Consider the following 21,285-nt stretch of genomic DNA (forward strand, 5'->3'; position numbering starts at 1 on the left):
CTACCCTTGGAGCCGCCACAGGTCCGGTCAATGGGGCTGTGGCAGAGCACAACCACAGCACAAGGACAGCCCGCATGGGTGATGAACAGAGCAAGGGCACCGTGACCGATCAGGCACCGGCGGTGCTCACCCAGGCCCAATGGCGCGCCTGTATCGAACAGCGCCTGGCGCCCCTGGCCTGCAGTTTCAGCCATGCCGGCGACGGCACCCTGACCCTGCGGGTGTTCGAGCCCGACAGCGGCCGGGTCGATCTGGTGGTCAGCGGGTTGCGCATCAAGTCCCTGCAGAGCGAGGCCGACGTATTGCGGCTCATTGACGAGTTGCTCTACGAGCTGGACAGCAACTCCCTGGGCCACCTGTAGCCGCTGCCGAAGGCTGCGAACGCTTTGGGCGGCACTCTGCCTCAGGAGACGCGGCGAGTTGAAGCCCGCTGGAGGTTCGTCGGGAAATCGCCAGGCAAGGTCCTGCGGACCTTTTCGCAGCTTCGCGGGCTCAGCGGCGGCTACAGGGATGGGGTGGGTCAGTGGTCGGCGATCAGGCTTGGCCGGCAATCCAGGCTCAGGCGCGCGCCGCCGCGTTCGCTGCTGCCCACTTCGAGCTTGAAGCCGTGCAGGCTGACAATCGCCGCAACGATCGACAGGCCCAGGCCAAAGCCGCCCTGGGCGTTGCTTTCGTCGACCCGGTAGAAGCGCCGGAACACCGCCGCCCGTTCCGCCGGGGGAATGCCGGGGCCTGAGTCCAGCACTTCCAGGCGCGGGCTGCCGCCGTCGTCGAGGCCGCGCAGTATCACTTCGCCGCCCGGCGGGGTGAACTTGATCGAGTTGCTCAGCAGGTTGGCCAGGGCCTCGAACAGCAGGGCGCGGTCGCCGATCAGCCGGGGCAGGCTGGCCGGCACGTCGAGCTGCAGGGTCAGGCGGCCTTCCTCGGCCAGGGGCAGGTAGAAGTCGTACAGCTCCTGAAGCAGCGGCAGCGGATCGAGTTCGAGGAAGCCCGAGCGCCGTTGCTGGTCCTCCAGTTCGGAGATGCGCAGCAACCCGCGAAAGCGCGCCATCAGGGTGTCGGCCTCGGCCAGCAACTGGTCCATCTGCAGGGCCTGGGGCGAGCCTTCCTCGGCCTGTTGCTGCAGGCGGTAGAGCTGGGCCCGCAGGCGGGTCAGCGGGGTGCGCAGGTCGTGGGCGATGTTGTCGCACACGCCCTTGACCTCATGCATCAGCCGCTCGATGCGTTCGAGCATGGCGTTGACGATGGCCGCCAGCATGTCCAGTTCGTCGCGCCGGTCCGACAGCGGCAGGCGCCGGGTCAGGTCGCCGGCGACTATGGCTTCGGCGCTGGCCTGGATCTGGCGGATGCGCCGCAGCGGACGGCGGCGTAGCAGGTGCCAGCCGGCGGCGCCGGGAATGATGGTCAGGGAGATGCCCCACAGCAGCGCGTGGAGAATGATCCGGGTCACCGCGAACAGCGAGCCGTTGTCGCGCACCAGCACCAGCCAGCGGCCGTCGCGGGTGTGGGTGGCCACCGCGTCGCAGCTGTCCCGGGGCAGGCTCGTGTCGTCGGAGTCGATGCAGTTCTTCAACTCGTGGATCTGGCCGTCCAGGGGCAGGTCGTCGGGGATCTGCCGGATTGGCCCGCTCAAGGGCCGACGCTGCTCGTCGAACAGGCCATAGGCGTCGATGGCGCGCATGTCGAAGGTCATGCTGGTGGCCAGGGCTTCCACCAGCTGCTCGCCTTCGAAGCGGGCGAACAGGTGCTGGCGCTGCATCAGCGAGTGCTTGGCCAGGCTGTCCAGGTAGGTGGACACCTCGTAGTACAGCACCCCCATGAGGATGCAGCTCCAGGCCACGAACAGCGTGCTGTACAGCGCCAGCAGGCGGCTGCTGGAGGAGCGCCAGCCCTTAGAGGGGTTCAGCAATGACATAACCCGAGCCTCGCACGGTGCGGATCAACGGAGTCATGCCAGGCGGGTCGATCTTCTTGCGCAGGCGGCCGATGTGCACGTCGATCAGGTTGGTCCCCGGGTCGAAGTGATAGCCCCAGACCTCTTCGAAAATCATCATCCGCGAGAGGATCTGCCCGGTGTTGCGCATGAGGAATTCCAGCAGCTTGTACTCGGTGGGCAGCAGGCTCAGCAACTGGTCGGCGCGGGTCGCCTCGCGACTGATCAGGTTCAGCTCCAGGTCGGCCACCCGCAGGCTGGTGGCGAAATCCTTGACCGTGTTCTTGCGCCGCAGCAGCACCTCGACCCGGGCCGCCATCTCGTCGGAGGCGAAGGGCTTGGTCAGGTAGTCGTCGCCGCCGGCCCGCAGGCCGCGCACCCGTTCGTCGACGTCGGAGAGGGCGCTGATCATCAGGATCGGCGTCGACACACCGATGGTGCGCAGGGTGGTGACGATGGCCAGGCCGTCCAGCTCCGGCAGCATGCGGTCCAGGGTGATCAGGTCGTAGTCGCCGCTCACGGCGCGTACCAGGCCTTCGCGGCCATTGTCCACCCAGTCCACGTCTAGGCCGTGGCTGCTCAGTTCGGCGACGATCTCCCGGGCCGTCACGGCGTCGTCTTCGATGGTCAGAATGCGGGTCATAGGTGTTACCTGCTTGGCGGTTCGTGACACAGGCGGGCATTTTGCCAAGAAACCGCTGGCGGGATTCTAAAAAAACTTTCATCCAGGCGCGGGGCTCGTCGGTGTCCTGCGGGTCAGGGGCGCTGAAGCTTGATATTATCCGGCCACTTTTTGCCAGGAGGCGTCACCATGAGAGCCCTGACCCGGGGCGGCTGGAAGCCCTTTTTCGCGGTGTGCCTGATGCTGCTGTGCAGCGCGGCGGCCCAGGCGGCCAATCAGCCCTGTTCCGGAAAGAAAGGCGGCATCGCCCGCTGCGATGGCGAGCTGTTCCTGTGCAATGACGGCTCCATCAGCGCCTCGAAGAAAAACTGCGCGCTGATGTTCGGCCAGCGTTCCTCCACCCCTCGTGCCGAGCCACTGCTGCGTGATACCCAGGGTTGCACCTGCGGCAGCGGTAGCTTCTGCACCGGTCCACGGGGCGGGGTCTATTGCCTGACCCCCAGTGGCAATAAAAGCTACAAGCGGCATTGAAGCCCCGATTGAGCTTCTTCGTATCAAGGTGTTGTGCAATGAAATACGCATCACGTTTCAAAGGGCTGCTGTGGCTGCTGGTGGCTAGCCTGCTGTTGAGTCTGGCCGTGGACCTGGCGTTGCGCCTGCCAGGCTACCTGGAGGCCTATGCCGCCGATCCCCGTTATGCGCGCTGGATGCTGGGGTATCGCGGCCTGGACGTGCTGGTCATTGCCCTGATGGCGGTGATCGTGCCGGGCATCATGCGCCTGCTGGGTTTTCGCCGTTCAGCCTGGCTGGCATTGCCGCTCTTTATCCTGTGGGGGCAGGGCATCGCGCAATTGACCCTGGCGGCCAACCTGCTGCTGGCGCTATGGGGCCTTGGGCTGCTGGTGCACTGGTGCTACAGCCGCGGCCGGGTGTTCTACCTGAGCAAGCGCGGCTGAGGCGCACGCCGTGCAGAACGCCCGCCATAAAACCCCCGGAGCGGCAAATTGCACGATCCAGGCCCGATGACTAATCGCAAGTCATTGAAATACATGTGTTTATAAGACTCCTGCTGCTGGCACGCTGACTGCACCTGTCCTTTCTGTCCCTTCGTGACGTGCAACAGTCTCTTTCCTGCCTGGAGCAGAACAACAATGAACAGACCCTCTGAACACCTGCTGGCCACCGAGGACGCTTCGAGTCATCACTCGGGCGTGTCCTGGGCGGCGATCTTCGCCGGCGCGGCGGCGGCCGCGGCCTTGTCCCTGATCCTCTTGCTGCTGGGCTTCGGCCTTGGCTTCTCCGCGGTTTCGCCCTGGGCCGGCAACGGCATCAGTGCCAAGGGCTTGGGCATTTCCAGCATTGTCTGGCTGGCCCTGACGCAGATTCTCGCCGCCGGGTTGGGCGGCTATATCGCCGGACGCTTGCGGGTGAAGTGGGCCAACCTGCATGGCGATGAAGTGTATTTCCGTGACACCGCCCACGGCTTCCTGGCCTGGGCGGTGGCGACCCTGGTCACCGCGACCCTGGTGGTGGGCTCGGTCACCAGCGTCATTGGCGGTGGCGTGCAGGCCGGGGCCCAGGTCGCTTCCGCGGCCGCTGGTGCCGCCACCCAGGTGGCCGGCCATGCCGCTGCCCAGGGTTCCCCGGACGAGTACGGCTATTTCGTCGACAGCCTGTTGCGTGACGATCGCCCGGTGGCGGTCACTGAGGATGCGGCCCGGGGCACGGTGTCGCGGATCTTCGTGCGCACCTTGAGCAACGATGGCCAGTTGTCATCCGACGACCGCAGCTACCTGGCGCAACTGGTGGCCCAGCGTACCAACCTGACGCGGGCCGAGGCCGAGCGCCGGGTGGACGAGGTGTTCGCCAAGACCCAGCAGGCGCTGCATGAAGCCAAGCAGGCGGCCCGGGAAGCCGCCGACAGCGCCGCCAGGATAGCCGCCTGGTCGTCGTTGTGGATGTTCGTTGCCCTGCTGTGTGGGGCGTTCTTCGCCAGTCTGGCCGCCACCTTCGGCGGCCGGCGCCGGGATGCGGTGCTCTGGCTTGAAAGCCCTGTGCAACCGCGCACCGTGGCTCCCACCCCCGTTCACTGATCCAGGAGACTTGTCATGCGCTCATTACTGTTGTGGTTTCTCGGTGTACCGATCCCGGTGATCATTCTGATCGCCCTCTTCATGCACTAAGCGCCCCCCGCGACGCGGGGTGACCCGTTGTTCACGCGCCGCTGCCGGCTTGTACCGGCAGCGGCTTTTTTGTGCCCCGGGCCCCACCGCGCAAGCGCAGGCGCGACGTGTTGGGGCACTGCGGCAGTTTGCTTGGCCCAGATCAATATTCCTGTCGGACAAAAGTACTAGATTGGCCCGCGCTCGGTTCTGACAGCGTTATCGGAACCGCGGTGTTGCCACGTCCTCGCGCCAGGACTCTGAGCGGCAGGATGCCGGCAACTCCACTCACTTCTCACGGATGAACCGCAATGCGTCAGATAGACCGCAACTTTGATATTCAGCCGCTGCAGCATGCGGACATGACCATCAGTCTCAATGGCCAGCCGGTCACTGCCGCCCTGGGTGAAACAGTCCTCAGCGTGATCCAGGCCACCGGCCTGCGCCAGGTGGCGCGCAACGATCACGGGCAGTTGGTCGGTGCCTACTGCGGCATGGGCGTGTGCCATTGCTGCCTGGTGCAGATCGACGGCCGCCACAAGCGCCGCGCCTGCCAGACCCTGGTCAAGCCGGGGATGCAGGTGCAGACCCTGAGCAACCGCATCACTGAAACGGAGCCCAGCCTATGAGCCTGAACCCGGTGATCGTCGGCGGCGGGCCGGCGGGCATGGCAGCGGCCATCGAACTGGCCGAGCACGGGGTGCGCAGCACCCTGATCGAAGAGGCCTCGCGCCTGGGCGGGGTGGTCTATCGCGGGCCGCTGCGCGATGGCGTGCAACTGGATTACCTGGGGCCGCGCTACTGCGAAATGCTGGCCAAGCTGCACGGTGATTTTTCCGACCACGAACAAATGATCGAGGTGCGCCTCAACAGCCGGGTGATCGGCGCCGAAGGCCATAACAGCCTGATGCTGCTGGACGCCGAAGAGCAGGTGCAGCAGGTGGACTACTCGCAACTGCTCCTGGCCGCCGGTTGCCATGAGCGCAGCGTGCCGTTTCCCGGCTGGACCCTGCCGGGGGTCAAGTTGCTGGGCGGCCTGCAATTGCAGATCAAGAGCGGGGTGGTCAAGCCGCAGGGGCCGGTGGTGATCGCCGGCACCGGGCCGCTGCTGCCACTGGTGGCCTGCCAGCTGCATGCCTCGGGCGTGCGGGTGGCCGGGGTCTACGAGGCCAGTGCCCTGAGCAAGATCGCCAAGCAGAGCCTGGCCATGCTGAACAAGCCGCAACTGTTCCTCGACGGCCTGAGCATGCTGGCCTACCTCAAGCTCCACGGCATCAGCCTGCGCTATGGCTGGGGCGTGGTGGAGGCCCAGGGGCAGGACGCCCTGAGCGTGGTCACGGTTGCCCCTTATTCCGCCGATTGGCAGCCGGACCTGTCCAAGGCCCAGCGCATCGCGGCCCAGACCCTGGCGGTGGGCTACGGCTTCATCCCACGCACCCAGCTGAGCCAGCAGATGGGCCTGGACCACGGCTTCAGCGACGACGGCTACCTGCGGGCCCACGCCAATGCCTGGCAGCAGAGCAGCGAGCCGCACATTCATCTGGCGGGCGACATGGGCGGGATCCGCGGCGGTGAAGCGGCCATGCTCAGCGGTCGCATCGCCGCGCTGTCGATCCTCATGCAGCGCAATGTCCTGGATAACGAAGCGGCCCTGCAGCGGCGCCAGGGCTACGAGCGCAAACTGGCCTCGATCCTGCGCTTTCGCGGTGCGGTGGACCGCTATACCGCGCGTGGCACCGGGCAGATAGAACTGCCCAAGGGCGACACGGTGATTTGCCGTTGCGAGCACACCACCCGCAACGATATCGAGCGTGCCCTGGCCCAGGGGGTACAGGACATGGCCAGCCTGAAAATGCGCACTCGCGTGAGCATGGGCGACTGCCAGGGGCGGATGTGCGTCGGCTACTGCAGCGACCGCCTGCGCCAGGCCACCGGACGCAAGGACGTGGGCTGGATTCGCCCGCGCTTCCCGCTGGACCCGATTCCGTTTTCCGCCTTTGCCGCACCCGACCAGGAGGTCCCCGAACATGAGTAAGTACTACGACGTGGTGATCGCCGGTGGCGGCGTGATTGGGGCGTCCTGCGCCTACCAGCTGTCCAAGCGCAAGAACCTCAAGGTGGCGCTGATCGACGCCAAGCGTCCGGGCAACGCCAGTCGTGCCTCGGCCGGCGGCCTGTGGGCCATCGGCGAGTCGGTGGGCCTGGGCTGCGGGGTGATCTTCTTTCGCATGATGTCGGCCAACCGCAAGCGCGAGGCCCAGGGCTCGGCGGTGGTGGTGGATTCCAGCACCCCGCATATCCTGCCGCAGTCGTTCTTCGACTTCGCCCTGCAGTCCAACGAGATCTACCCGCGCCTGCACCGCGAGCTGATCGGCCTGCACGGCATGGACTTCAAGTTCGAACAGACCGGGCTCAAGTTCGTCATCTATGACGATGAAGACCGGCTGTACGCCGAGCACATTGTCGGTTGCATCCCGCACCTGTCCGATCAGGTGCGCTGGCTCGACCAGGCGGCCCTGCGCGCCGCGGAACCCAATGTCAGCCACGAAGCCCAGGGCGCCCTGGAGTTCCTCTGCGATCACCAGGTCAACCCGTTCCGCCTGACCGATGCCTACACCGAAGGTGCACGGCAGAACGGGGTGGATGTGTACTTCAACACCAACGTCACCGGCGTCCTGCACCACGGCAACCGGGTCAGCGGGGTGCAGACCGCCGAGGCCGGGCTGTTCCATTGCTCGACCCTGATCAACGCCGCCGGTGCCTGGGCCGCCGAGCTGAGCCTGCAGGCCACCGGGGTGGAGATTCCGGTGAAGCCGGTGAAGGGCCAGATCCTCCTCACCGAGCGCATGCCCAAGCTGCTCAATGGCTGCCTGACCACCAGCGACTGCTACATGGCGCAGAAGGACAACGGCGAGATCCTGATTGGCAGCACCACCGAGGACAAGGGCTTCGACGTCAGCACCACCTACCCGGAAATCAACGGTCTGGTGCAGGGGGCGGTGCGCTGCATTCCCGAGCTGGCCCAGGTCAACCTCAAGCGCTGCTGGGCCGGCCTGCGCCCGGGCTCGCCGGATGAACTGCCGATTCTTGGGCCGATGGACGGGGTCGAGGGCTACCTCAATGCCTGCGGGCACTTCCGCACCGGCATCCTGACGTCGGCGATCACCGGCGTGCTGCTGGACAAACTGGTGAACGACGAAACCCTGCCGCTGGACATCACCCCGTTCCTGGCCCGGCGTTTCGCCACCGCCCCGGTGAAAAAACAGCCCGAGCCGGCCTGACAGATCCCCACGAGGATCTGTTGGACTTGCGTAGGAGCTGGCTTGCCAGCGAAAGCGTTTCCAGGAGCGCTGCACGGCTCGCGGGCCTCTTCGCCGGCAAGCCGGCTCCTACGGTCGGCAGGGTCTGTTGGACTTGCGTAGGAGCTGGCTTGCCAGCGAAAGCGTTTCCAGGAGCGCTGCACGGCTCAGGGGGCTCTTCGCCAGCAAGCCGGCTCCTACGGTCTGCAGGATCTGTTGGACTTGCGTAGGAGCTGGCTTGCCAGCGAAAGCGTTTCCAGGAGCGCTGCAGGGCTCGCGGGCCTCTTCGCCGGCAAGCCGGCTCCTACGGTCGGCAGGGTCTGTTGGACTTGCGTAGGAGCTGGCTTGCCAGCGAAAGCGTGTCCAGGAGCGCTGCACGGCTCAGGGGGCTCTTCACCAGCAAGCCGGCTACGGTGATGGCGCTGTGTGGGTCAGGTGGCGGGGGTGTCGAGGAACACCGGCAGCTGTTCGGCGTATTCGGCAAAACTGCGCACCGCCGGGAACTGCTCGGGGCCGAACTGGTCCGCCAGCATCATCTGGCTGAAACTCCAGGCCACCGCCAGGCTGATGCCGGCCTGGCTCAGGGTTCCATCCCGGGGCAGCGGCTGCTTCTGCAACTCGTGCTCCAACTCGGCATAGGCGGCCTGCAATTGGCCGCCGATCCGCTCCAGCCAGGGGCCGTGCTGTTTCTCCGCCGGACGCAGCTTTCGTTCGTAGACGATCTGCACCGACTTCTCACAGGCCGCCAGGGCCAGGCCGATCAGGCGCAACTCATGCAAACGCTCCGGCAGGGTCGCGGGCATCAGGCTCCTTTGCGGGCCGGCCAGGGTTTCCAGGTAGTCGAGGATCAGGCTCGAATCCATCAGCACTTCACCCCCGTCGCAGACCAGGCTTGGCGCCTTGACCACCGGGTTGATGGCCTTGAACTGCTCGAAGGTGCTGAACACCGAGATCGAGTGGTGCTCGAAGGGCAGGCCCATGCATTTGAGGCTGATGGCGACGCGGCGCACATAGGGTGAATCGAGCATTCCAATGAGTTTCATCACGTATTTCCTTGTCTTGCACGGCGCAACGGATGGGAACGGCGCGGCTAATGTAGCGGCATTGAATCGGCCTTGCCCAGCTCCTTGTCATGGCTCGGCAGCGGCTACGGGCCAATGCCGATCGGGGATAGGTGTAGCCGCTGCCGCAGGCTGCGAACGGCACGAAGGGCCGCGGTGCCTTTGAGGCCGCTGCGAGTTTGGCTGGCGATCGTCAAGCAAGGTCCTGCGGACCTTTTCGCAGCTTCGCCGTGGCTCAGCAGCGGCTACAGGCAATGCCGATCGGGGTTGTGTAGCCGCTGCCGCAGGCTGCGAACGGCTCCGCAGGAGACGCGGGGATCTTGAGGCCGGCCAAGATCGGCGGGCGATCGTCAGGCAAGGTCCTGCGGACCTTTGCGCAGCTTCGCGGGCTCAGCAGCGGCTACAGGCCAATGCCGATCGGGAGGGTGTGTAGCCGCTGCCGCAGGCTGCGAACGGCACGAAGGGCCGCAGCGTTCTTGAGGCCGCTGCGAGTTTGGCGGGCGATCGTCAGGCAAGGTCCTGCGGACCTTTGCGCAGCTTCGCGGGCTCAGAGCGGCTACAGCCAGGCAGGTAATCGGCGACCGGCAGGTTGCGCGTCGCGTTACCACAGGTGCTAGGGCTGCCGTGGTCGCAGGCACCACCAGACCAGGCCCAGGGCGAGGCTGGACAGGCCGGTCAGGGCCTGCAGCGAGCCGGCCGGGTGGTTCGCCAGCAGGCTGGCAAGCAAGCCGCAGCCGGCGGTCAGGGCCATCTGGATAAAGAAGAACAGCCCCGAAGCGGTGCCCGCCACCGCCGCATAGGGTTGCAGGATCGCCAGCTGGCAGGCGGGTATCGCCAGGCCCACCGAGAACATCAGCGGCAGCATCGGCAGGACGATCGCCCACAGGCTGTCGGGCCACAGGCTGCGAGCGAACAGCAACAGGCCGGCGCCCGCCAGGTTCAACAGGCAGGCCCGGGCTATCAGACGGTCGGCGCCGTGGCGCGCGCCCAGGCGCTGGAACAGCCGCGAACCCAGCAGGTAGCCGGCCACGGTGGCGGCGAATACCAGGGCGTAGGCCGTGGGTGACAGCCCCAGCTGGCGCTGCAACAGTGCCGACGATTGCAGGATGAAAGGGAAATAGGTGCAGTACAGGCAGCCGATGGCCAGGGAATAGCGCATGAAATAGCGCTCGCCCAGCAGGCGCAGGTACAGGCGCGGCAGGTGTTTGCCAGGCACCGGGGCGAGCTGCGCCGGGCGGGTTTCGGCAAGCCGTTTGTACATCAGCAGCCAGGCCGCCGCGGCCACCAGGCTCAGGCACAGGAACAGCCCGCGCCAGCCCAGCAGGTGGTCGATCAGGCTGCCCAGCGGCGGCGCCAGCATCGGCGACAGGGCAATGCCCATGGACAGCAGCCCGAGCAGGCGCGGCTGCTCTTCGGGGGCGCAGCGGTCGCGGACCATGACCCGGCCGATCAGGGTGCCGCAGCAACCGCCCAACGCCTGCAGCAGGCGGGCGACCATCAGCACCTCGACGCTGGCGGCGAGCATGCAGGCCAGGCTGGCCAGCAGGAACAGCGCGGTGCCCGCCAGCAGCACCGGGCGCCGGCCATAACGGTCGCACAGCGGCCCGCCCAGCAGCATCGACAGGGCGTAGCCGAGCATGTACAGGCTCAGGGTCAGTTGCAGTTGCGCATCGCTGGCCCGCAGTTGGTCGGCCATGGCCGGCAGCGCCGGCAGGTACAGGTCGATGCTGATCCGCGGCAGGCAGACCACCACCAGCAGCAACAGGGTCCAGAGCCAGGGGGCGAGGGGGCGTGCAACAGCAATGGAGCGGGGCGGGGCGTCGGCAAGCGGGGGCATGGCGGGCTCGGGGCAAGTGGGTACGGCGCTGAAATTAAGGTCTTTATGGTTTAATGCCGAGCACCGTTTAGAGCCCATTCGACTGGACCACTATGAGCCGTGGAAAACACCCCGTGCCCCTCGACCTGCCGCTGCCCATGGAGGGCGCTCAGGGCAAGCAGGACAGTGCCTACGCCGCGTTACGCCAGGCGATCCTGGAAAAACGCCTGCCGGCCGGCTGCCGCTTGCCCTCCACGCGCACCCTGGCCCAGCGCTGGGGCCTGTCCCGGGGCACCCTGGAAGTGGTTTTCGACCGCCTGCGCAGCGAAGGCTACGTGAGCCGCGCCAGCGGTTCCGGGACCCGGGTCTGCGCGGTGGTGCCGGATCTTTACCTGAGCGCCCCGGCGGCGGTTGCCGCGCCCGCCGCCGGTGACCTTGAACCGCCGTACCCGCCGCTGGGCGTGCGTGCCGGCCAGCCCTTTGTTGCGCGGCTGGCCGACCCGGCGCTGTTTCCCCTGCCGCACTGGACCCGCTCCCTGACCCGGGCCCTGGGCAGTGCCTCGGCGCAGTCGCTGTGCGACGCCGACCCCGGCGGGCTGCCGGCGCTGCGCCAGCAGATCGCCGAGTACCTGGGGCAGCACCGGGGCATCGTCTGCCATGCCGGGCAAGTGATGATCACCACCGGCATCCGCCATGGCCTCGACCTGCTGGCCCGCAGCCTGCTGCGCCCGGGTGACAAGGTGTGCCTGGAAGACCCCGGCTACCTCTCGGCCAAGGATCTGTTTGCCCTGGCCGGGGCGCGCCTGGTGCCGATCCCGCTGCAGGAGGAGGGCATCGACACCGCGCGCCTGCAAGAGCACCGCGATGCACGCCTGGTCTACGTGACCCCGGCTCACCAGGCGCCCCTGGGCATGACCCTGCCGGTGTCGCGGCGCCTGGCCCTGCTGGAATGGGCGCGGCACAGCCAGGCCTGGGTGGTGGAGGATGACTACGACAGCGAGTTCAACTACCAGAGCGCGCCGCTGGCGGCCCTCAAGTCGCTGGACCGGGACGACCGGGTGATCTATTGCGGCAGCTTCAACAAGACCCTGTTCGCCGGCTTGCGGGTGGGCTTCATGCTGCTGCCCGACAGCCTGCGCCCGCGCTTGTTGGCGACCTTGCAGAGCACCGGGCGCTCGGTCGGGGTGATCGAGCAGATGGCCCTGGCCGACTACATCGCCAGCGGCGCCTTCCTGCGTAACCTGCGGGCGGCGCGTCAGGCCTATCAGGAACGCCGCGACCTGCTGCTGGCGATCCTCGCTCGGGAGGCGCCGGGCTGCTACCGCATCAGCGGCCAGCAGGCCGGGCTGCACCTGCTCCTGGAGCTGCCATCGGGCAGCGACGAGACGCGCTTTCGCCAGCGCGCCGCCGAGCAGGGCCTGCTGCTGCAGGGGCTGGCCGAGCACTGTCAGGTGGCGCGCCGGCCGGCGGCGGTGATCATCGGCTACGCGGCCCTGAGCCTGGCGCAGATCCGTTTCAGCGGATCGCGGCTGGCGGCGCTGCTGGTGGCCGCGGCGCGGCAAGCGCAAGAACAAGTGCAAGCGCGCTGAGCCTGGGCTGTCATCTGCCTGTCATGTGGCTCGGGCATCCTCGGCGCCCCGGCCTTCGGCCTTTGTGGATTACACGGACGTCATGATCATTGTCACCGCCGGCGCGGCCTATCTGGATATCGACGCCTACGCCGGTTGCATCGCCTACGCCGAACTGCTCAATCTCAGCGGGCGCCCGGCCCGGGCCCTGAGCAGCGCGCCGCTCAACGAGAGCATTCCCCAAGGCTTCAGAGACCGCCTCAAGGGCCTGGACAGCCACGTCCCCGAGGGCGCCGACCAGTTCGTGCTGGTGGACATTTCCAACCACCTGCACCTGGACCCGCTGGTGGACCTCGCGCGGGTGGTGGAGGTCATCGACCATCACCCGGGGTTCGAGGCGTTCTGGGACGAGCGCCTGGGCAAATACGCGGATATCCGCCCGATCGGCGCCGCCTGCACTCAGGTCTATGAGCGCTGGCGCGACGCCGGCCTGCTGCCGCGGATCAGCCGCGACAGTGCGCAACTGCTGGCGGCGGGCATCCTCGACAACACCCTGAACTTCAGCGGCGGCAGCTGTACTGCGGCCGACCGCCAGGCCTATGCCGCCCTGGCCGCCCATGCCGGCCTGGGGCCCCAGTGGCCCGAAGCGTATTTCCAGCAATGCCAGCAGCAGATCGAAGCGCAGTTGCCCCAGGCCCTGCTCAAGGATTTGAAGGTGCTTGAAGCGTCCAGCAACCTGCCGCGGCGCTTTGCCCAGCTGACCCTGTGGAATGGCGAGGACCTGCTGGCACGCCAGCGCAGCCTGATCGAGCAGGTGCTGGGGCAGTGGGGCGATGATTGGCTGCTGAACCTGATCAGCCTCAGCGAAGGCAAAAGCTACCTGCTGACCGGCAGCCCGGGCAGTGCCCGCAAGCTTGAGCGGTTGCTAGAGTGCAGCGCCCAGGACGGCGTGCATTGCCTGGCCCGGCCGATCCTGCGCAAGGAGCTGCTGCGCAAGGGCCTGGCTTTGCAGGCGGTGTCCTGAATCAACGGAGCAGGCCATGGACCTTGAACAACGCTTGCAGCAGGTGAATGACGAGCAGAGCTTCCTCGACTTCGTCCAGACGCTGCTTGACGACCGCCGTCAGTTGCAGCACCGCGACAGTTGGCAGAATCATTCCATCGAGGACTTTCTCGATGGCGCCCAGGCCTGGGCCGAAGCCACCGGCATGGGCGCCACCCAGGGGTTGGCGCAGGCCTCGCCCTGGCGGCGTTTCGCGGTGTTCCTGTACTGCGGCAAGATCTACGAGTAGGGCCGCTGGGGCGGTTGCTGCCGGTGGTTGGCAGGCGACTATGCTGAGCTTCTAGGGCGTCGACAACGGCGCGGGAGGTCGGTCATGGGTCAGGACAGAACCGCGCTGGTGCTTTCCGGGGGCGGCAGCCTCGGGGCGGTCCAGGTCGGCATGCTGCAAGCCCTGGTGGAGCTGGGGCTGGAGTTCGATCTGGTGGTGGGGGCCTCGGTGGGCGCCATCAATGGCGCCTACTTCGCCGCGCGGCCCGATGCCCGGGGCGTGGCCGAGCTGGCGGACTTCTGGCGCGGCTTGCGCAAGGGCGACGTGTTTCCGTTTTCCTGGTTCGACAGCATGTTGGGCCTGCTACGCCATCGCGGCTGCCTGCTGCCGTCCACGGCCCTGTCTCGGCTGGTGCGTCGGGCGTTGCCGGTCGCGCGTATCGAAGACAGCCAGCTGGCGCTGCATATCGTCACCACCAACCTGCTGACGGGGGCCCAGGAAGTGCTCTCCAGTGGCGACACCGAGCAGGCGCTGCTGGCCAGCGCGGCAATTCCCCTGGTGTTTCCCTGGGTGCGCATCGGCGACAAGCTGCTGGTGGATGGCGGGGTCGCGAGCAATACGCCGATTGCCGCCGCGGTGGGCCTGGGGGCCACTCGGGTGATTGTCCTGCCCACCGGTTTCGGTTGCGCCTGCCCGGCGCCGCCGTCGGGGATGCTGGCCCTGGCCCTGCACACCTTGAACCTGTTGAGCATGCGCCAGCTGGTGCGCGACATCGAACTCTATGCGCCGCGGGTGGCGATCCATGTGGTCGACCCCCTGTGCCCGCTGGGGGTATCGGTGTTCGACTTCAACCAGACCGACGCGCTGCTGCAGCGGGCGTATCGCCAGACCCTGGGCTGGGTCGAGCAGGGCGGCCTGCAACGCCGGGGCGTGCCCGATGCCCTGCAGGCCCATAGCCATGGGCCGGCTTCGGGCTAGTCGTCGAAGCCGCCCTGTTCGTGAATCTCGTCCATCTTCAGTTCCAGGCGATAGGCCACGGCGATGAACAGCGCCTGGCACAGGCACAGGGTGGCGCTCAGCGAGCGGAAGGCGAAGGAGCTGCCTTCGTTGACCAGCAGCACGCTGTTGGCGCGCTTGGCCAGGGGTGACAGGGTGCTGTCGGTGATGATCAGGGTCTGGGCCTGGTTGTGCTGGGCAATGCGCAGGCAGTGCTGGGTTTCCTTGGCGTAGGGGGTGAAGCTGATGGCGATCACCAGGTCGTTGGGACGGATGCTGCGCATCTGCTCGCGGTAGCTGCCGCCCAGGCCCGACACCAGGTGGATGCGCTTGTTGGTGTGCTGCAGGTTGTACACCAGGTAGTCGGCCACGGCGAAGGAGCGGCGCACTCCCACCACGTAGATGTTGTCGGCATTGACCACCAGCTCCACCGCCTGCTCGAAGGCCGCGTCGTCCAGCTCCAGGCCCAGGCGCTCGATTCCCGAGAGCGTGGCGTTGACGCACTCCCGGGCCAGATCGCCGCCGCTGGCCTTCTGCGACTTGTTGGCGATCATGCTGCGGATGCGCTGCTGGTAGTTCTGCACCGGCGTGGCCTTGTGGGTGTAGGCCTCGCGAAACAGCGCCTGCATTTCACTGAAGCCGCTGAAACCGAAACGCTGGGAAAAGCGCACGATGGCCGAAGGATGGACCTCGCACTCCCGGGCAATGTCGCTGATGCGGTCGACCATGATCCGGTCGCTCTGCTGGCTCATGTAGCTGGCAATGCGCTTGAGCTGGCGGGGCAGGCTCTCGTATTCCTCGGTGATCAGTTGCAGCAGGCGCTCGGCATTGATCGGGGGGCTGACGAGGTCGCTCTCGGGCGTGCTCTCGGCCAGGGCCGGCTGATCGGTGCGGGACATAGAAAATCCTTCTGGCGTGTACTGATGGGCAGGCTGGAGAGCCGTCCCCTGACAATAGGTGGGCAGCCGGCAGTCTACAGGGTAGGGCCCCATAAAATCTTCGGGCCGGTGCCGGCCGGGGCTTTGCTGAAACGATGCAGGGCGTCTGGCTCAGGCTTGAAAAAGTTTAATGGAAAATATATTCCATGTAAAAAATATATAGAAAAAATATTGATTGAGGTCCGGAGACGTTTTAGTCTGCATCCACCAAGAGTGTTCGGCGACCGGTCACGGCGGCGAGCGCAGGCTGATAAAAATAACAGGAGCCAGCATGGGCCAGACTCGTTTTGCCAGTGGGCGTCAATTGGATCTGATCTGCCTCGGACGCCTGGGCGTCGACCTTTATGCGCAGCAGGTCGGGGCGCGGTTGGAGGACGTCAGCAGCTTTGCCAAGTACCTGGGCGGCTCGTCGGCGAACATCGCCTTCGGCACCGCGCGCCTGGGCCTCAAGTCGGCGATGCTGAGCCGGGTCGGCGACGATCACATGGGGCGCTTCCTGCTGGAGTCGCTGGCGCGCGAAGGCTGCGACGTCAGCGCGGTCAAGGTCGATCCGCAGCGCCTCACAGCCCTGGTCCTGCTGGGCCTCAAGGACCGCGAAACCTTCCCCCTGGTGTTCTACCGCGAGAACTGCGCGGACATGGCGCTGTGCGCCGCCGACATCGACGAAACCTTCATTGCCTCCAGCAAGGCCCTGCTGATCACCGGCACCCATTTCTCCACCGACGGCGTCTACCAGGCCAGCCTCCAGGCCCTGGACTACGCCGAGAAGCACGGGGTCCGGCGGGTCCTGGACATCGACTACCGGCCGGTGCTTTGGGGCCTGGCGGGCAAGGCCGACGGCGAGACCCGGTTCGTTGCCGACCAGCAGGTCAGCCAGCATGTGCAGGGCATCCTGGGGCGTTTCGACCTGATCGTCGGCACCGAGGAGGAGTTCCTGATTGCCGGTGGCAGCGACGACCTGCTGACGGCCCTGCGCACCGTGCGCTCCCTGAGCGCCGCGACCCTGGTGGTCAAGCTCGGCCCGCAAGGCTGCACGGTGATCCACGGCGAGATTCCGCCGCGCCTGGAGGACGGGGCGATCTATCCCGGTGTGCGGGTGGAGGTGCTCAACGTGTTGGGCGCCGGCGATGCCTTCATGTCCGGTTTCCTCAGTGGCTGGCTGGAAGAGGCCAGCGATGAGCGCTGCTGCCAGTTGGCCAACGCCTGCGGCGGCCTGGTGGTGTCGCGCCATGCCTGCGCCCCGGCGATGCCGACCCGGGCCGAACTGGACTACCTGTTCAGCAGCCCGGTGCCGATTACCCGTCCCGACCAGGATTCGGTCCTGCAACGCCTGCATCAGGTCAGCGTGCCGCGCAAGGCCTGGAAGCAATTGTTCGTCTTCGCCTTCGACCACCGTGGGCAACTGGTGGAACTGGCGCAGCACAGCGGTCGCGAGCTCAAGGCCATCGCTCAGCTCAAGCAGCTCTTCATAGAGGCGGTGCAACGGGTCGAAGCCGACCTGCGGCGCCGGGGCATCGAGGCCGATGTCGGCCTGCTGGCCGACCAGCGTTTTGGCCAGGAGGCGCTGAACGCCGCCACCGGGCGCGGCTGGTGGGTGGCACGGCCGGTGGAAGTCCAGGGCTCGCGGCCCCTGGCCTTCGAGCACGGGCGCTCGGTGGGCAGCAACCTGATCGCCTGGCCCCAGGAGCAGATCATCAAGTGCCTGGTGCAATTTCACCCGGACGACGAACCCCTGCTGCGCCTGGAGCAGGAAGCGCAGATCCGTGGGCTGTACCAGGCGTCCCAGGTCAGCGGGCATGAACTGCTGCTGGAAATCATCCCGCCCAAGGACCTGCCCGGCGCCCATCCCGAGGTGCTCTACCGCAGCCTCAAGCGCCTGTACAACCTGGGTATCTACCCCGCGTGGTGGAAGATCGAGGCGCAGTCGGCCGAAGAATGGAAAAAGCTCGACGAGCTGATCCAGGAACGCGACCCGTATTGCCGTGGCGTGGTGCTGCTGGGCCTGAATGCCTCGGCCGAGGCCCTCGCCGAGGGCTTTCGCCAAGCCGCCGACAGCCGCACCTGCCGCGGGTTTGCCGTGGGCCGCACGATCTTCCAGGAGCCCAGCCGTGCGTGGCTGGCGGGGGAGATCGACGACGCCACCCTGATCCACCAAGTGCAGGGCACCTTCGAACAACTGATCAACGCCTGGCGCAGCGCCCGCTCACTTTAGCAGCCGGCTTGCCGGCGAAGAGGGTCTTGAGCCTGGTGCCAGGCTCGCCGGAGCCTTCGCTGGCAAGCCAGCTCTTACGAGTGCGAGGCCGTACTCCACGCTTTCATGAACAACAACAAAAGGTGCAGCCATGCCCGCGATCCGAATTGGCATCAACCCGATCTCCTGGAGCAACGACGACCTGCCGGCCCTGGGTGGTGAAACGCCCCTGAGCACCGCACTCAGCGAAGGCCGCGACATCGGTTACCAAGGCTTTGAACTCAACGGCAAATTCCCCAAGGACGCCCAGGGCGTGGCCGCGGTGTTGCGCCCCTATGATCTGGCGCTGGTGTCGGGCTGGTATTCCGGGCGCCTGGCCCGGCGCTCGGCGGCCGAGGAAATCGACGCCATCGCCGGCCACGTCGAGCTGCTCAAGCACAACGGCGCCTCGGTGCTGGTCTACGGCGAAGTGGCCGACTCGATCCAGGGCTCGCCGGTGCGTCTGGTCGAGCGCCCGCGCTTCCACAGCGCCCAGGCCTGGCAGGACTACGCCGACAAACTCACGACGCTGGCGCGTTTCACCCTGTCCCAGGGCGTGCGCCTGGCTTATCACCACCACATGGGCGCCTATGTCGAATCGCCGGCGGACATCGACCAGCTGATGCGCCTGAGCGGCGAGGAAGTCGGCCTGCTGTTCGATTCGGGCCATTGCTACATGGGCGGCGGCGAGCCCCTTGAGGTGCTGCGCAAGCATGTGCGCCGGGTCTGCCACGTGCATTTCAAGGACGTGCGCAAAGCGGTGGTGCAACTGGCGCGCAACAACCTGTGGAGCTTTCCGGACTGCATCGTCAACGGCACCTTCACCGTGCCCGGCGATGGCGACATCGACTTCGCCGCCTTGCTCGACGTGCTGCTGCAGGCGGGCTACCAAGGCTGGCTGGTGGTGGAAGCCGAGCAGGACCCGGCCGTGGCGCCGAGCTACGTCTACGCGAAAAAAGGCTATGACACCCTGCGGGCGCTGCTGGACGCCGCAGTGCCATCTACGAGGACAGGCCAATGAATCTGCTGGTTAAAAGCGCGACCCAGGGCCGGACCCTGGTCCAGCTGCCGGAGGGCGCCCTGGCGTACGTGGGGTTCAGTGCCTACCGCCTGAGCCTGGGGGACAGCCTGCCGCTCAGGGCCGGAGACCAGGAGCTGTGCCTGGTGCTGCTCAGCGGCCGCATCGACGTGCAGGGCGAGTCGCCCCAGGGCGCCTTCCAGTGGTCCAACCTGGGCGACCGGCAATCGGTGTTCGAGGACAAGTCGCCCTTTGCCGTCTATCTGCCGCCGGGCAGCCAGGCCCGGGTCAGCGCCTTGAGCGACGTGCAGATCGCGGTCTGCGCCGCCCCGGGCGCCCTTGAGGGCAGCCCCGGCCCGCGGCTGATTCGCCCTGAGCAGTGCAAGCGCAGCGTGCGCGGCAAGGGCGCCAATACCCGCTATGTGTGCGACATCCTGCCCGACAGCGAGCCGGCCCATTCCCTGCTGGTGGTGGAGGTGCGCACACCGTCCGGGCATTCCTCCAGCTACCCGCCGCACAAGCACGACACCGATGACCTGCCGCACCAGAGCTTTCTGGAGGAAACCTATTACCACCAGGTCAACCCGCCCCAGGGCTTCGTGTTCCAGCGGGTCTACACCGACGACCGCAGCATTGACCAGGCCATGGCCGTGGAAAACAACGATCTGGTGGTGGTGCCCAAGGGCTATCACCCGGTCAGCGTGCCTTACGGCTACGAGTCCTATTACCTGAACGTCATGGCCGGGCCCAAGCGGGTCTGGCAGTTCCATAACGACCCGCAGCACAGCTGGCTGCTGGATCTGTAAGCCGCTCGAACCTTGAGCCTCGACCGAACCCATCACGGAGAACAAGAACAATGAGCGACACCCCGGTAATCGGCCATTACATCGACGGCCAGGTGCAGGACGCCGGCGAGCGTTTCAGCCCGGTGTTCAACCCGGCCACGGGCGCGGTCCAGGCCCGCGTGGCGCTGGCCGCCCAGCAGACCGTGGACGCGGCGGTGGCGTCGGCGCTGAAGGCGTTCCCGGCCTGGTCCGAACAGTCCTCCCTGCGCCGTGCGCGGGTGATGTTCAAGTTCAAGGAACTGCTGGATCGGCACCACCAGGAGCTGGCGCAGATCATCACCCGCGAGCACGGCAAGGTGCTGGCCGACGCCATGGGCGAAGTGACCCGCGGCATCGAGATCGTCGAGTACGCCTGTGGCGCACCGAGCCTGCTGAAAACCGATTTCAGCGACAACATCGGCGGCGGCATCGACAACTGGAACCTGCGCCAGCCCCTGGGTGTGTGCGCCGGGGTGACGCCGTTCAACTTCCCGGTGATGGTGCCGCTGTGGATGATCCCCCTCGCCCTGATCGCCGGTAACTGCTTCATCCTCAAGCCGTCCGAGCGCGACCCGTCCGCCAGCCTGCTGCTGGCGCGCCTGTTGACCGAAGCCGGCTTGCCCGAAGGGGTGTTCAACGTGGTCCAGGGCGACAAGAGCGCGGTGGACGGCTTGCTCCAGCACCCGGACATCGAGGCGATTTCCTTTGTCGGTTCGACGCCGATTGCCGAGTACATCCACCAGCAGGCCAGCGCCCGAGGCAAACGCGTGCAGGCCCTGGGTGGGGCCAAGAACCACATGATCGTGATGCCTGACGCCGACCTGGAGCAGGCCGCCGACGCGCTGATCGGCGCGGCCTACGGCTCGGCCGGCGAGCGCTGCATGGCCATCTCCATCGCCGTGGCGGTGGGCGAGGTGGCCGACGAATTGATCGCCAGGCTGCTGCCGCGCATCGACCAGCTCAAGGTCGGCAACGGCTTGCAGGGCGACAGCGACATGGGGCCGCTGGTGACCGCCGAGCACAAGGCCCGGGTTGAAGGCTTTATCGACCAGGGCGTGGCCCAGGGCGCACAGCTGCTGGTGGACGGACGCGGCTTCAAGGTGCCGGGGGCGGAGCAGGGCTTTTTTGTCGGCGCCACCCTGTTCGACCAGGTCACTCCCGAAATGAGCATCTACCAGCAGGAAATCTTCGGGCCGGTGCTGGGCATTGTGCGGGTGCCCGACTTTGCCAGCGCGGTGGCGCTGATCAACGCCCATGAATTCGGCAACGGCGTGTCCTGCTTCACCCGCGACGGCGGCGTGGCCCGGGCCTTTGCCCGCAGCATCAAGGTCGGCATGGTGGGCATCAACGTGCCGATTCCGGTGCCCATGGCCTGGCATTCCTTCGGTGGCTGGAAGCGTTCGCTGTTCGGCGATCACCATGCCTACGGCGAGGAAGGCCTGCGTTTCTACAGCCGCTACAAGAGCGTGATGCAGCGCTGGCCCGAGAGCATCGCCAAGGGCCCGGAATTCAGCATGCCGACCGCCAAGTAACTGCCTCGACGGTAT

20 protein-coding genes are annotated in these 21,285 nt (G+C 66.6%); 15 read left to right on the plus strand and 5 right to left on the minus strand.

Annotation, left to right across the window (positions count from 1 at the left end):
• Positions 1 to 74: 74 nt before the first annotated feature.
• Complete coding sequence (locus POS17_RS12745) at positions 75 to 362, plus strand: DUF1652 domain-containing protein (RefSeq protein WP_060838880.1); 288 nt, start codon at positions 75 to 77, stop codon at positions 360 to 362.
• A 158-nt stretch (positions 363 to 520) separates the two neighbouring features.
• Here POS17_RS12745 and POS17_RS12750 read toward each other — a convergent pair whose 3' ends face one another.
• Together POS17_RS12750 and POS17_RS12755 are read right to left on the minus strand one after the other, a co-directional pair.
• Positions 521 to 1,915 (minus strand): sensor histidine kinase, encoded by a 1,395-nt coding sequence (locus tag POS17_RS12750; protein ID WP_060838881.1) that lies wholly within the window; start codon positions 1,913 to 1,915, stop codon positions 521 to 523.
• The gene (locus POS17_RS12755; protein ID WP_060838882.1) at positions 1,893 to 2,576 is read right to left on the minus strand and encodes a response regulator transcription factor; all 684 of its coding nucleotides are present in this window, start codon (positions 2,574 to 2,576) and stop codon (positions 1,893 to 1,895) included. The genes POS17_RS12750 and POS17_RS12755 overlap by 23 nt, the downstream gene beginning before the upstream one ends.
• 168 nt (positions 2,577 to 2,744) lie before the next feature.
• Here POS17_RS12755 and POS17_RS12760 point away from each other — a divergent pair, with 168 nt between their 5' ends.
• The 6 genes from POS17_RS12760 to hcnC all read left to right on the plus strand — a co-directional run bounded on the left by POS17_RS12760 (position 2,745) and on the right by hcnC (position 7,998).
• On the plus strand, positions 2,745 to 3,086 hold the full coding sequence (locus tag POS17_RS12760; RefSeq protein ID WP_060838883.1) for a hypothetical protein: 342 nt from the start codon (positions 2,745 to 2,747) through the stop codon (positions 3,084 to 3,086).
• Positions 3,087 to 3,124: 38 nt separating this feature from the next.
• Complete coding sequence (locus POS17_RS12765) at positions 3,125 to 3,511, plus strand: hypothetical protein (protein ID WP_060838884.1); 387 nt, start codon at positions 3,125 to 3,127, stop codon at positions 3,509 to 3,511.
• Between the two features lie 195 nt (positions 3,512 to 3,706).
• Positions 3,707 to 4,648, plus strand: a complete 942-nt coding sequence (locus POS17_RS12770; protein ID WP_060838885.1) for a hypothetical protein — start codon at positions 3,707 to 3,709, stop codon at positions 4,646 to 4,648.
• Between the two features lie 380 nt (positions 4,649 to 5,028).
• The gene (gene hcnA / locus POS17_RS12775; RefSeq protein ID WP_047303914.1) at positions 5,029 to 5,346 is read left to right on the plus strand and encodes a cyanide-forming glycine dehydrogenase subunit HcnA; all 318 of its coding nucleotides are present in this window, start codon (positions 5,029 to 5,031) and stop codon (positions 5,344 to 5,346) included.
• Complete coding sequence (gene hcnB / locus POS17_RS12780; RefSeq protein WP_060838886.1) at positions 5,343 to 6,752, plus strand: cyanide-forming glycine dehydrogenase subunit HcnB; 1,410 nt, start codon at positions 5,343 to 5,345, stop codon at positions 6,750 to 6,752. Before hcnA ends, hcnB begins: the two co-directional genes overlap by 4 nt.
• Positions 6,745 to 7,998: a cyanide-forming glycine dehydrogenase subunit HcnC gene (gene hcnC / locus POS17_RS12785; RefSeq protein WP_060838887.1), complete on the plus strand. Its 1,254-nt coding sequence runs from the start codon at positions 6,745 to 6,747 to the stop codon at positions 7,996 to 7,998. Before hcnB ends, hcnC begins: the two co-directional genes overlap by 8 nt.
• A 449-nt stretch (positions 7,999 to 8,447) precedes the next feature.
• Here hcnC and POS17_RS12790 read toward each other — a convergent pair whose 3' ends face one another.
• Together POS17_RS12790 and POS17_RS12795 are read right to left on the minus strand one after the other, a co-directional pair.
• Positions 8,448 to 9,059, minus strand: coding sequence for a glutathione S-transferase (locus tag POS17_RS12790; RefSeq protein WP_060838888.1), 612 nt, complete (start codon positions 9,057 to 9,059; stop codon positions 8,448 to 8,450).
• A 631-nt stretch (positions 9,060 to 9,690) separates the two neighbouring features.
• Positions 9,691 to 10,914, minus strand: a complete 1,224-nt coding sequence (locus tag POS17_RS12795) for a multidrug effflux MFS transporter (RefSeq protein ID WP_060838889.1) — start codon at positions 10,912 to 10,914, stop codon at positions 9,691 to 9,693.
• 92 nt (positions 10,915 to 11,006) lie between these two features.
• Here POS17_RS12795 and pdxR point away from each other — a divergent pair, with 92 nt between their 5' ends.
• The 4 genes from pdxR to POS17_RS12815 all read left to right on the plus strand — a co-directional run bounded on the left by pdxR (position 11,007) and on the right by POS17_RS12815 (position 14,710).
• A complete protein-coding gene (gene pdxR / locus POS17_RS12800; RefSeq protein WP_060838890.1) occupies positions 11,007 to 12,482 on the plus strand; it encodes a MocR-like pyridoxine biosynthesis transcription factor PdxR in 1,476 nt (491 codons plus the stop codon).
• Between the two features lie 82 nt (positions 12,483 to 12,564).
• Entirely contained in the window at positions 12,565 to 13,485 is a 921-nt protein-coding gene (locus tag POS17_RS12805; RefSeq protein WP_060838891.1) for a DHH family phosphoesterase, read from the plus strand.
• Between the two features lie 16 nt (positions 13,486 to 13,501).
• The gene (locus tag POS17_RS12810; RefSeq protein ID WP_060838892.1) at positions 13,502 to 13,753 is read left to right on the plus strand and encodes a DUF7660 family protein; all 252 of its coding nucleotides are present in this window, start codon (positions 13,502 to 13,504) and stop codon (positions 13,751 to 13,753) included.
• A gap of 84 nt (positions 13,754 to 13,837) precedes the next feature.
• Complete coding sequence (locus tag POS17_RS12815) at positions 13,838 to 14,710, plus strand: patatin-like phospholipase family protein (protein ID WP_060838893.1); 873 nt, start codon at positions 13,838 to 13,840, stop codon at positions 14,708 to 14,710.
• Here the strand turns inward: POS17_RS12815 and POS17_RS12820 are convergent.
• The gene (locus POS17_RS12820) at positions 14,707 to 15,627 is read right to left on the minus strand and encodes a MurR/RpiR family transcriptional regulator (RefSeq protein ID WP_060838894.1); all 921 of its coding nucleotides are present in this window, start codon (positions 15,625 to 15,627) and stop codon (positions 14,707 to 14,709) included. The two genes, POS17_RS12815 and POS17_RS12820, sit on opposite strands and share 4 nt — an antisense overlap.
• Before the next feature lie 310 nt (positions 15,628 to 15,937).
• On the opposite strand from POS17_RS12820, the gene POS17_RS12825 reads away from it, so the two are divergent.
• From POS17_RS12825 to POS17_RS12840, 4 genes are all read left to right on the plus strand, one after another.
• Positions 15,938 to 17,878 (plus strand): bifunctional 5-dehydro-2-deoxygluconokinase/5-dehydro-2-deoxyphosphogluconate aldolase, encoded by a 1,941-nt coding sequence (locus POS17_RS12825; protein ID WP_060838895.1) that lies wholly within the window; start codon positions 15,938 to 15,940, stop codon positions 17,876 to 17,878.
• A gap of 130 nt (positions 17,879 to 18,008) precedes the next feature.
• Positions 18,009 to 18,917, plus strand: a complete 909-nt coding sequence (iolE, locus tag POS17_RS12830) for a myo-inosose-2 dehydratase (protein ID WP_060838896.1) — start codon at positions 18,009 to 18,011, stop codon at positions 18,915 to 18,917.
• Positions 18,914 to 19,720 carry a 5-deoxy-glucuronate isomerase gene (gene iolB / locus POS17_RS12835; RefSeq protein WP_060838897.1) on the plus strand — a complete coding sequence of 269 codons (807 nt, stop codon included), beginning with the start codon at positions 18,914 to 18,916 and terminating at the stop codon, positions 19,718 to 19,720. The genes iolE and iolB overlap by 4 nt, the downstream gene beginning before the upstream one ends.
• A gap of 50 nt (positions 19,721 to 19,770) precedes the next feature.
• Entirely contained in the window at positions 19,771 to 21,270 is a 1,500-nt protein-coding gene (locus POS17_RS12840) for a CoA-acylating methylmalonate-semialdehyde dehydrogenase (protein ID WP_060838898.1), read from the plus strand.
• Positions 21,271 to 21,285 lie beyond the last annotated feature (15 nt).

The sequence above is a fragment of the Pseudomonas sp. Os17 genome, assembly GCF_001547895.1.
GTDB lineage: Bacteria > Pseudomonadota > Gammaproteobacteria > Pseudomonadales > Pseudomonadaceae > Aquipseudomonas.

Bases quoted from the DNA above. Each gene is read 5' to 3' on its own strand.
- POS17_RS12745 (WP_060838880.1), top strand. From the start codon at position 75: ATGGGTGATGAACAGAGCAAGGGCACCGTGACCGATCAGGCACCGGCG.
- POS17_RS12750 (WP_060838881.1), bottom strand. From the start codon at position 1,915: ATGTCATTGCTGAACCCCTCTAAGGGCTGGCGCTCCTCCAGCAGCCGC.
- POS17_RS12755 (WP_060838882.1), bottom strand. From the start codon at position 2,576: ATGACCCGCATTCTGACCATCGAAGACGACGCCGTGACGGCCCGGGAG.
- POS17_RS12760 (WP_060838883.1), top strand. From the start codon at position 2,745: ATGAGAGCCCTGACCCGGGGCGGCTGGAAGCCCTTTTTCGCGGTGTGC.
- POS17_RS12765 (WP_060838884.1), top strand. From the start codon at position 3,125: ATGAAATACGCATCACGTTTCAAAGGGCTGCTGTGGCTGCTGGTGGCT.
- POS17_RS12770 (WP_060838885.1), top strand. From the start codon at position 3,707: ATGAACAGACCCTCTGAACACCTGCTGGCCACCGAGGACGCTTCGAGT.
- hcnA (WP_047303914.1), top strand. From the start codon at position 5,029: ATGCGTCAGATAGACCGCAACTTTGATATTCAGCCGCTGCAGCATGCG.
- hcnB (WP_060838886.1), top strand. From the start codon at position 5,343: ATGAGCCTGAACCCGGTGATCGTCGGCGGCGGGCCGGCGGGCATGGCA.
- hcnC (WP_060838887.1), top strand. From the start codon at position 6,745: ATGAGTAAGTACTACGACGTGGTGATCGCCGGTGGCGGCGTGATTGGG.
- POS17_RS12790 (WP_060838888.1), bottom strand. From the start codon at position 9,059: ATGAAACTCATTGGAATGCTCGATTCACCCTATGTGCGCCGCGTCGCC.
- POS17_RS12795 (WP_060838889.1), bottom strand. From the start codon at position 10,914: ATGCCCCCGCTTGCCGACGCCCCGCCCCGCTCCATTGCTGTTGCACGC.
- pdxR (WP_060838890.1), top strand. From the start codon at position 11,007: ATGAGCCGTGGAAAACACCCCGTGCCCCTCGACCTGCCGCTGCCCATG.
- POS17_RS12805 (WP_060838891.1), top strand. From the start codon at position 12,565: ATGATCATTGTCACCGCCGGCGCGGCCTATCTGGATATCGACGCCTAC.
- POS17_RS12810 (WP_060838892.1), top strand. From the start codon at position 13,502: ATGGACCTTGAACAACGCTTGCAGCAGGTGAATGACGAGCAGAGCTTC.
- POS17_RS12815 (WP_060838893.1), top strand. From the start codon at position 13,838: ATGGGTCAGGACAGAACCGCGCTGGTGCTTTCCGGGGGCGGCAGCCTC.
- POS17_RS12820 (WP_060838894.1), bottom strand. From the start codon at position 15,627: ATGTCCCGCACCGATCAGCCGGCCCTGGCCGAGAGCACGCCCGAGAGC.
- POS17_RS12825 (WP_060838895.1), top strand. From the start codon at position 15,938: ATGGGCCAGACTCGTTTTGCCAGTGGGCGTCAATTGGATCTGATCTGC.
- iolE (WP_060838896.1), top strand. From the start codon at position 18,009: ATGCCCGCGATCCGAATTGGCATCAACCCGATCTCCTGGAGCAACGAC.
- iolB (WP_060838897.1), top strand. From the start codon at position 18,914: ATGAATCTGCTGGTTAAAAGCGCGACCCAGGGCCGGACCCTGGTCCAG.
- POS17_RS12840 (WP_060838898.1), top strand. From the start codon at position 19,771: ATGAGCGACACCCCGGTAATCGGCCATTACATCGACGGCCAGGTGCAG.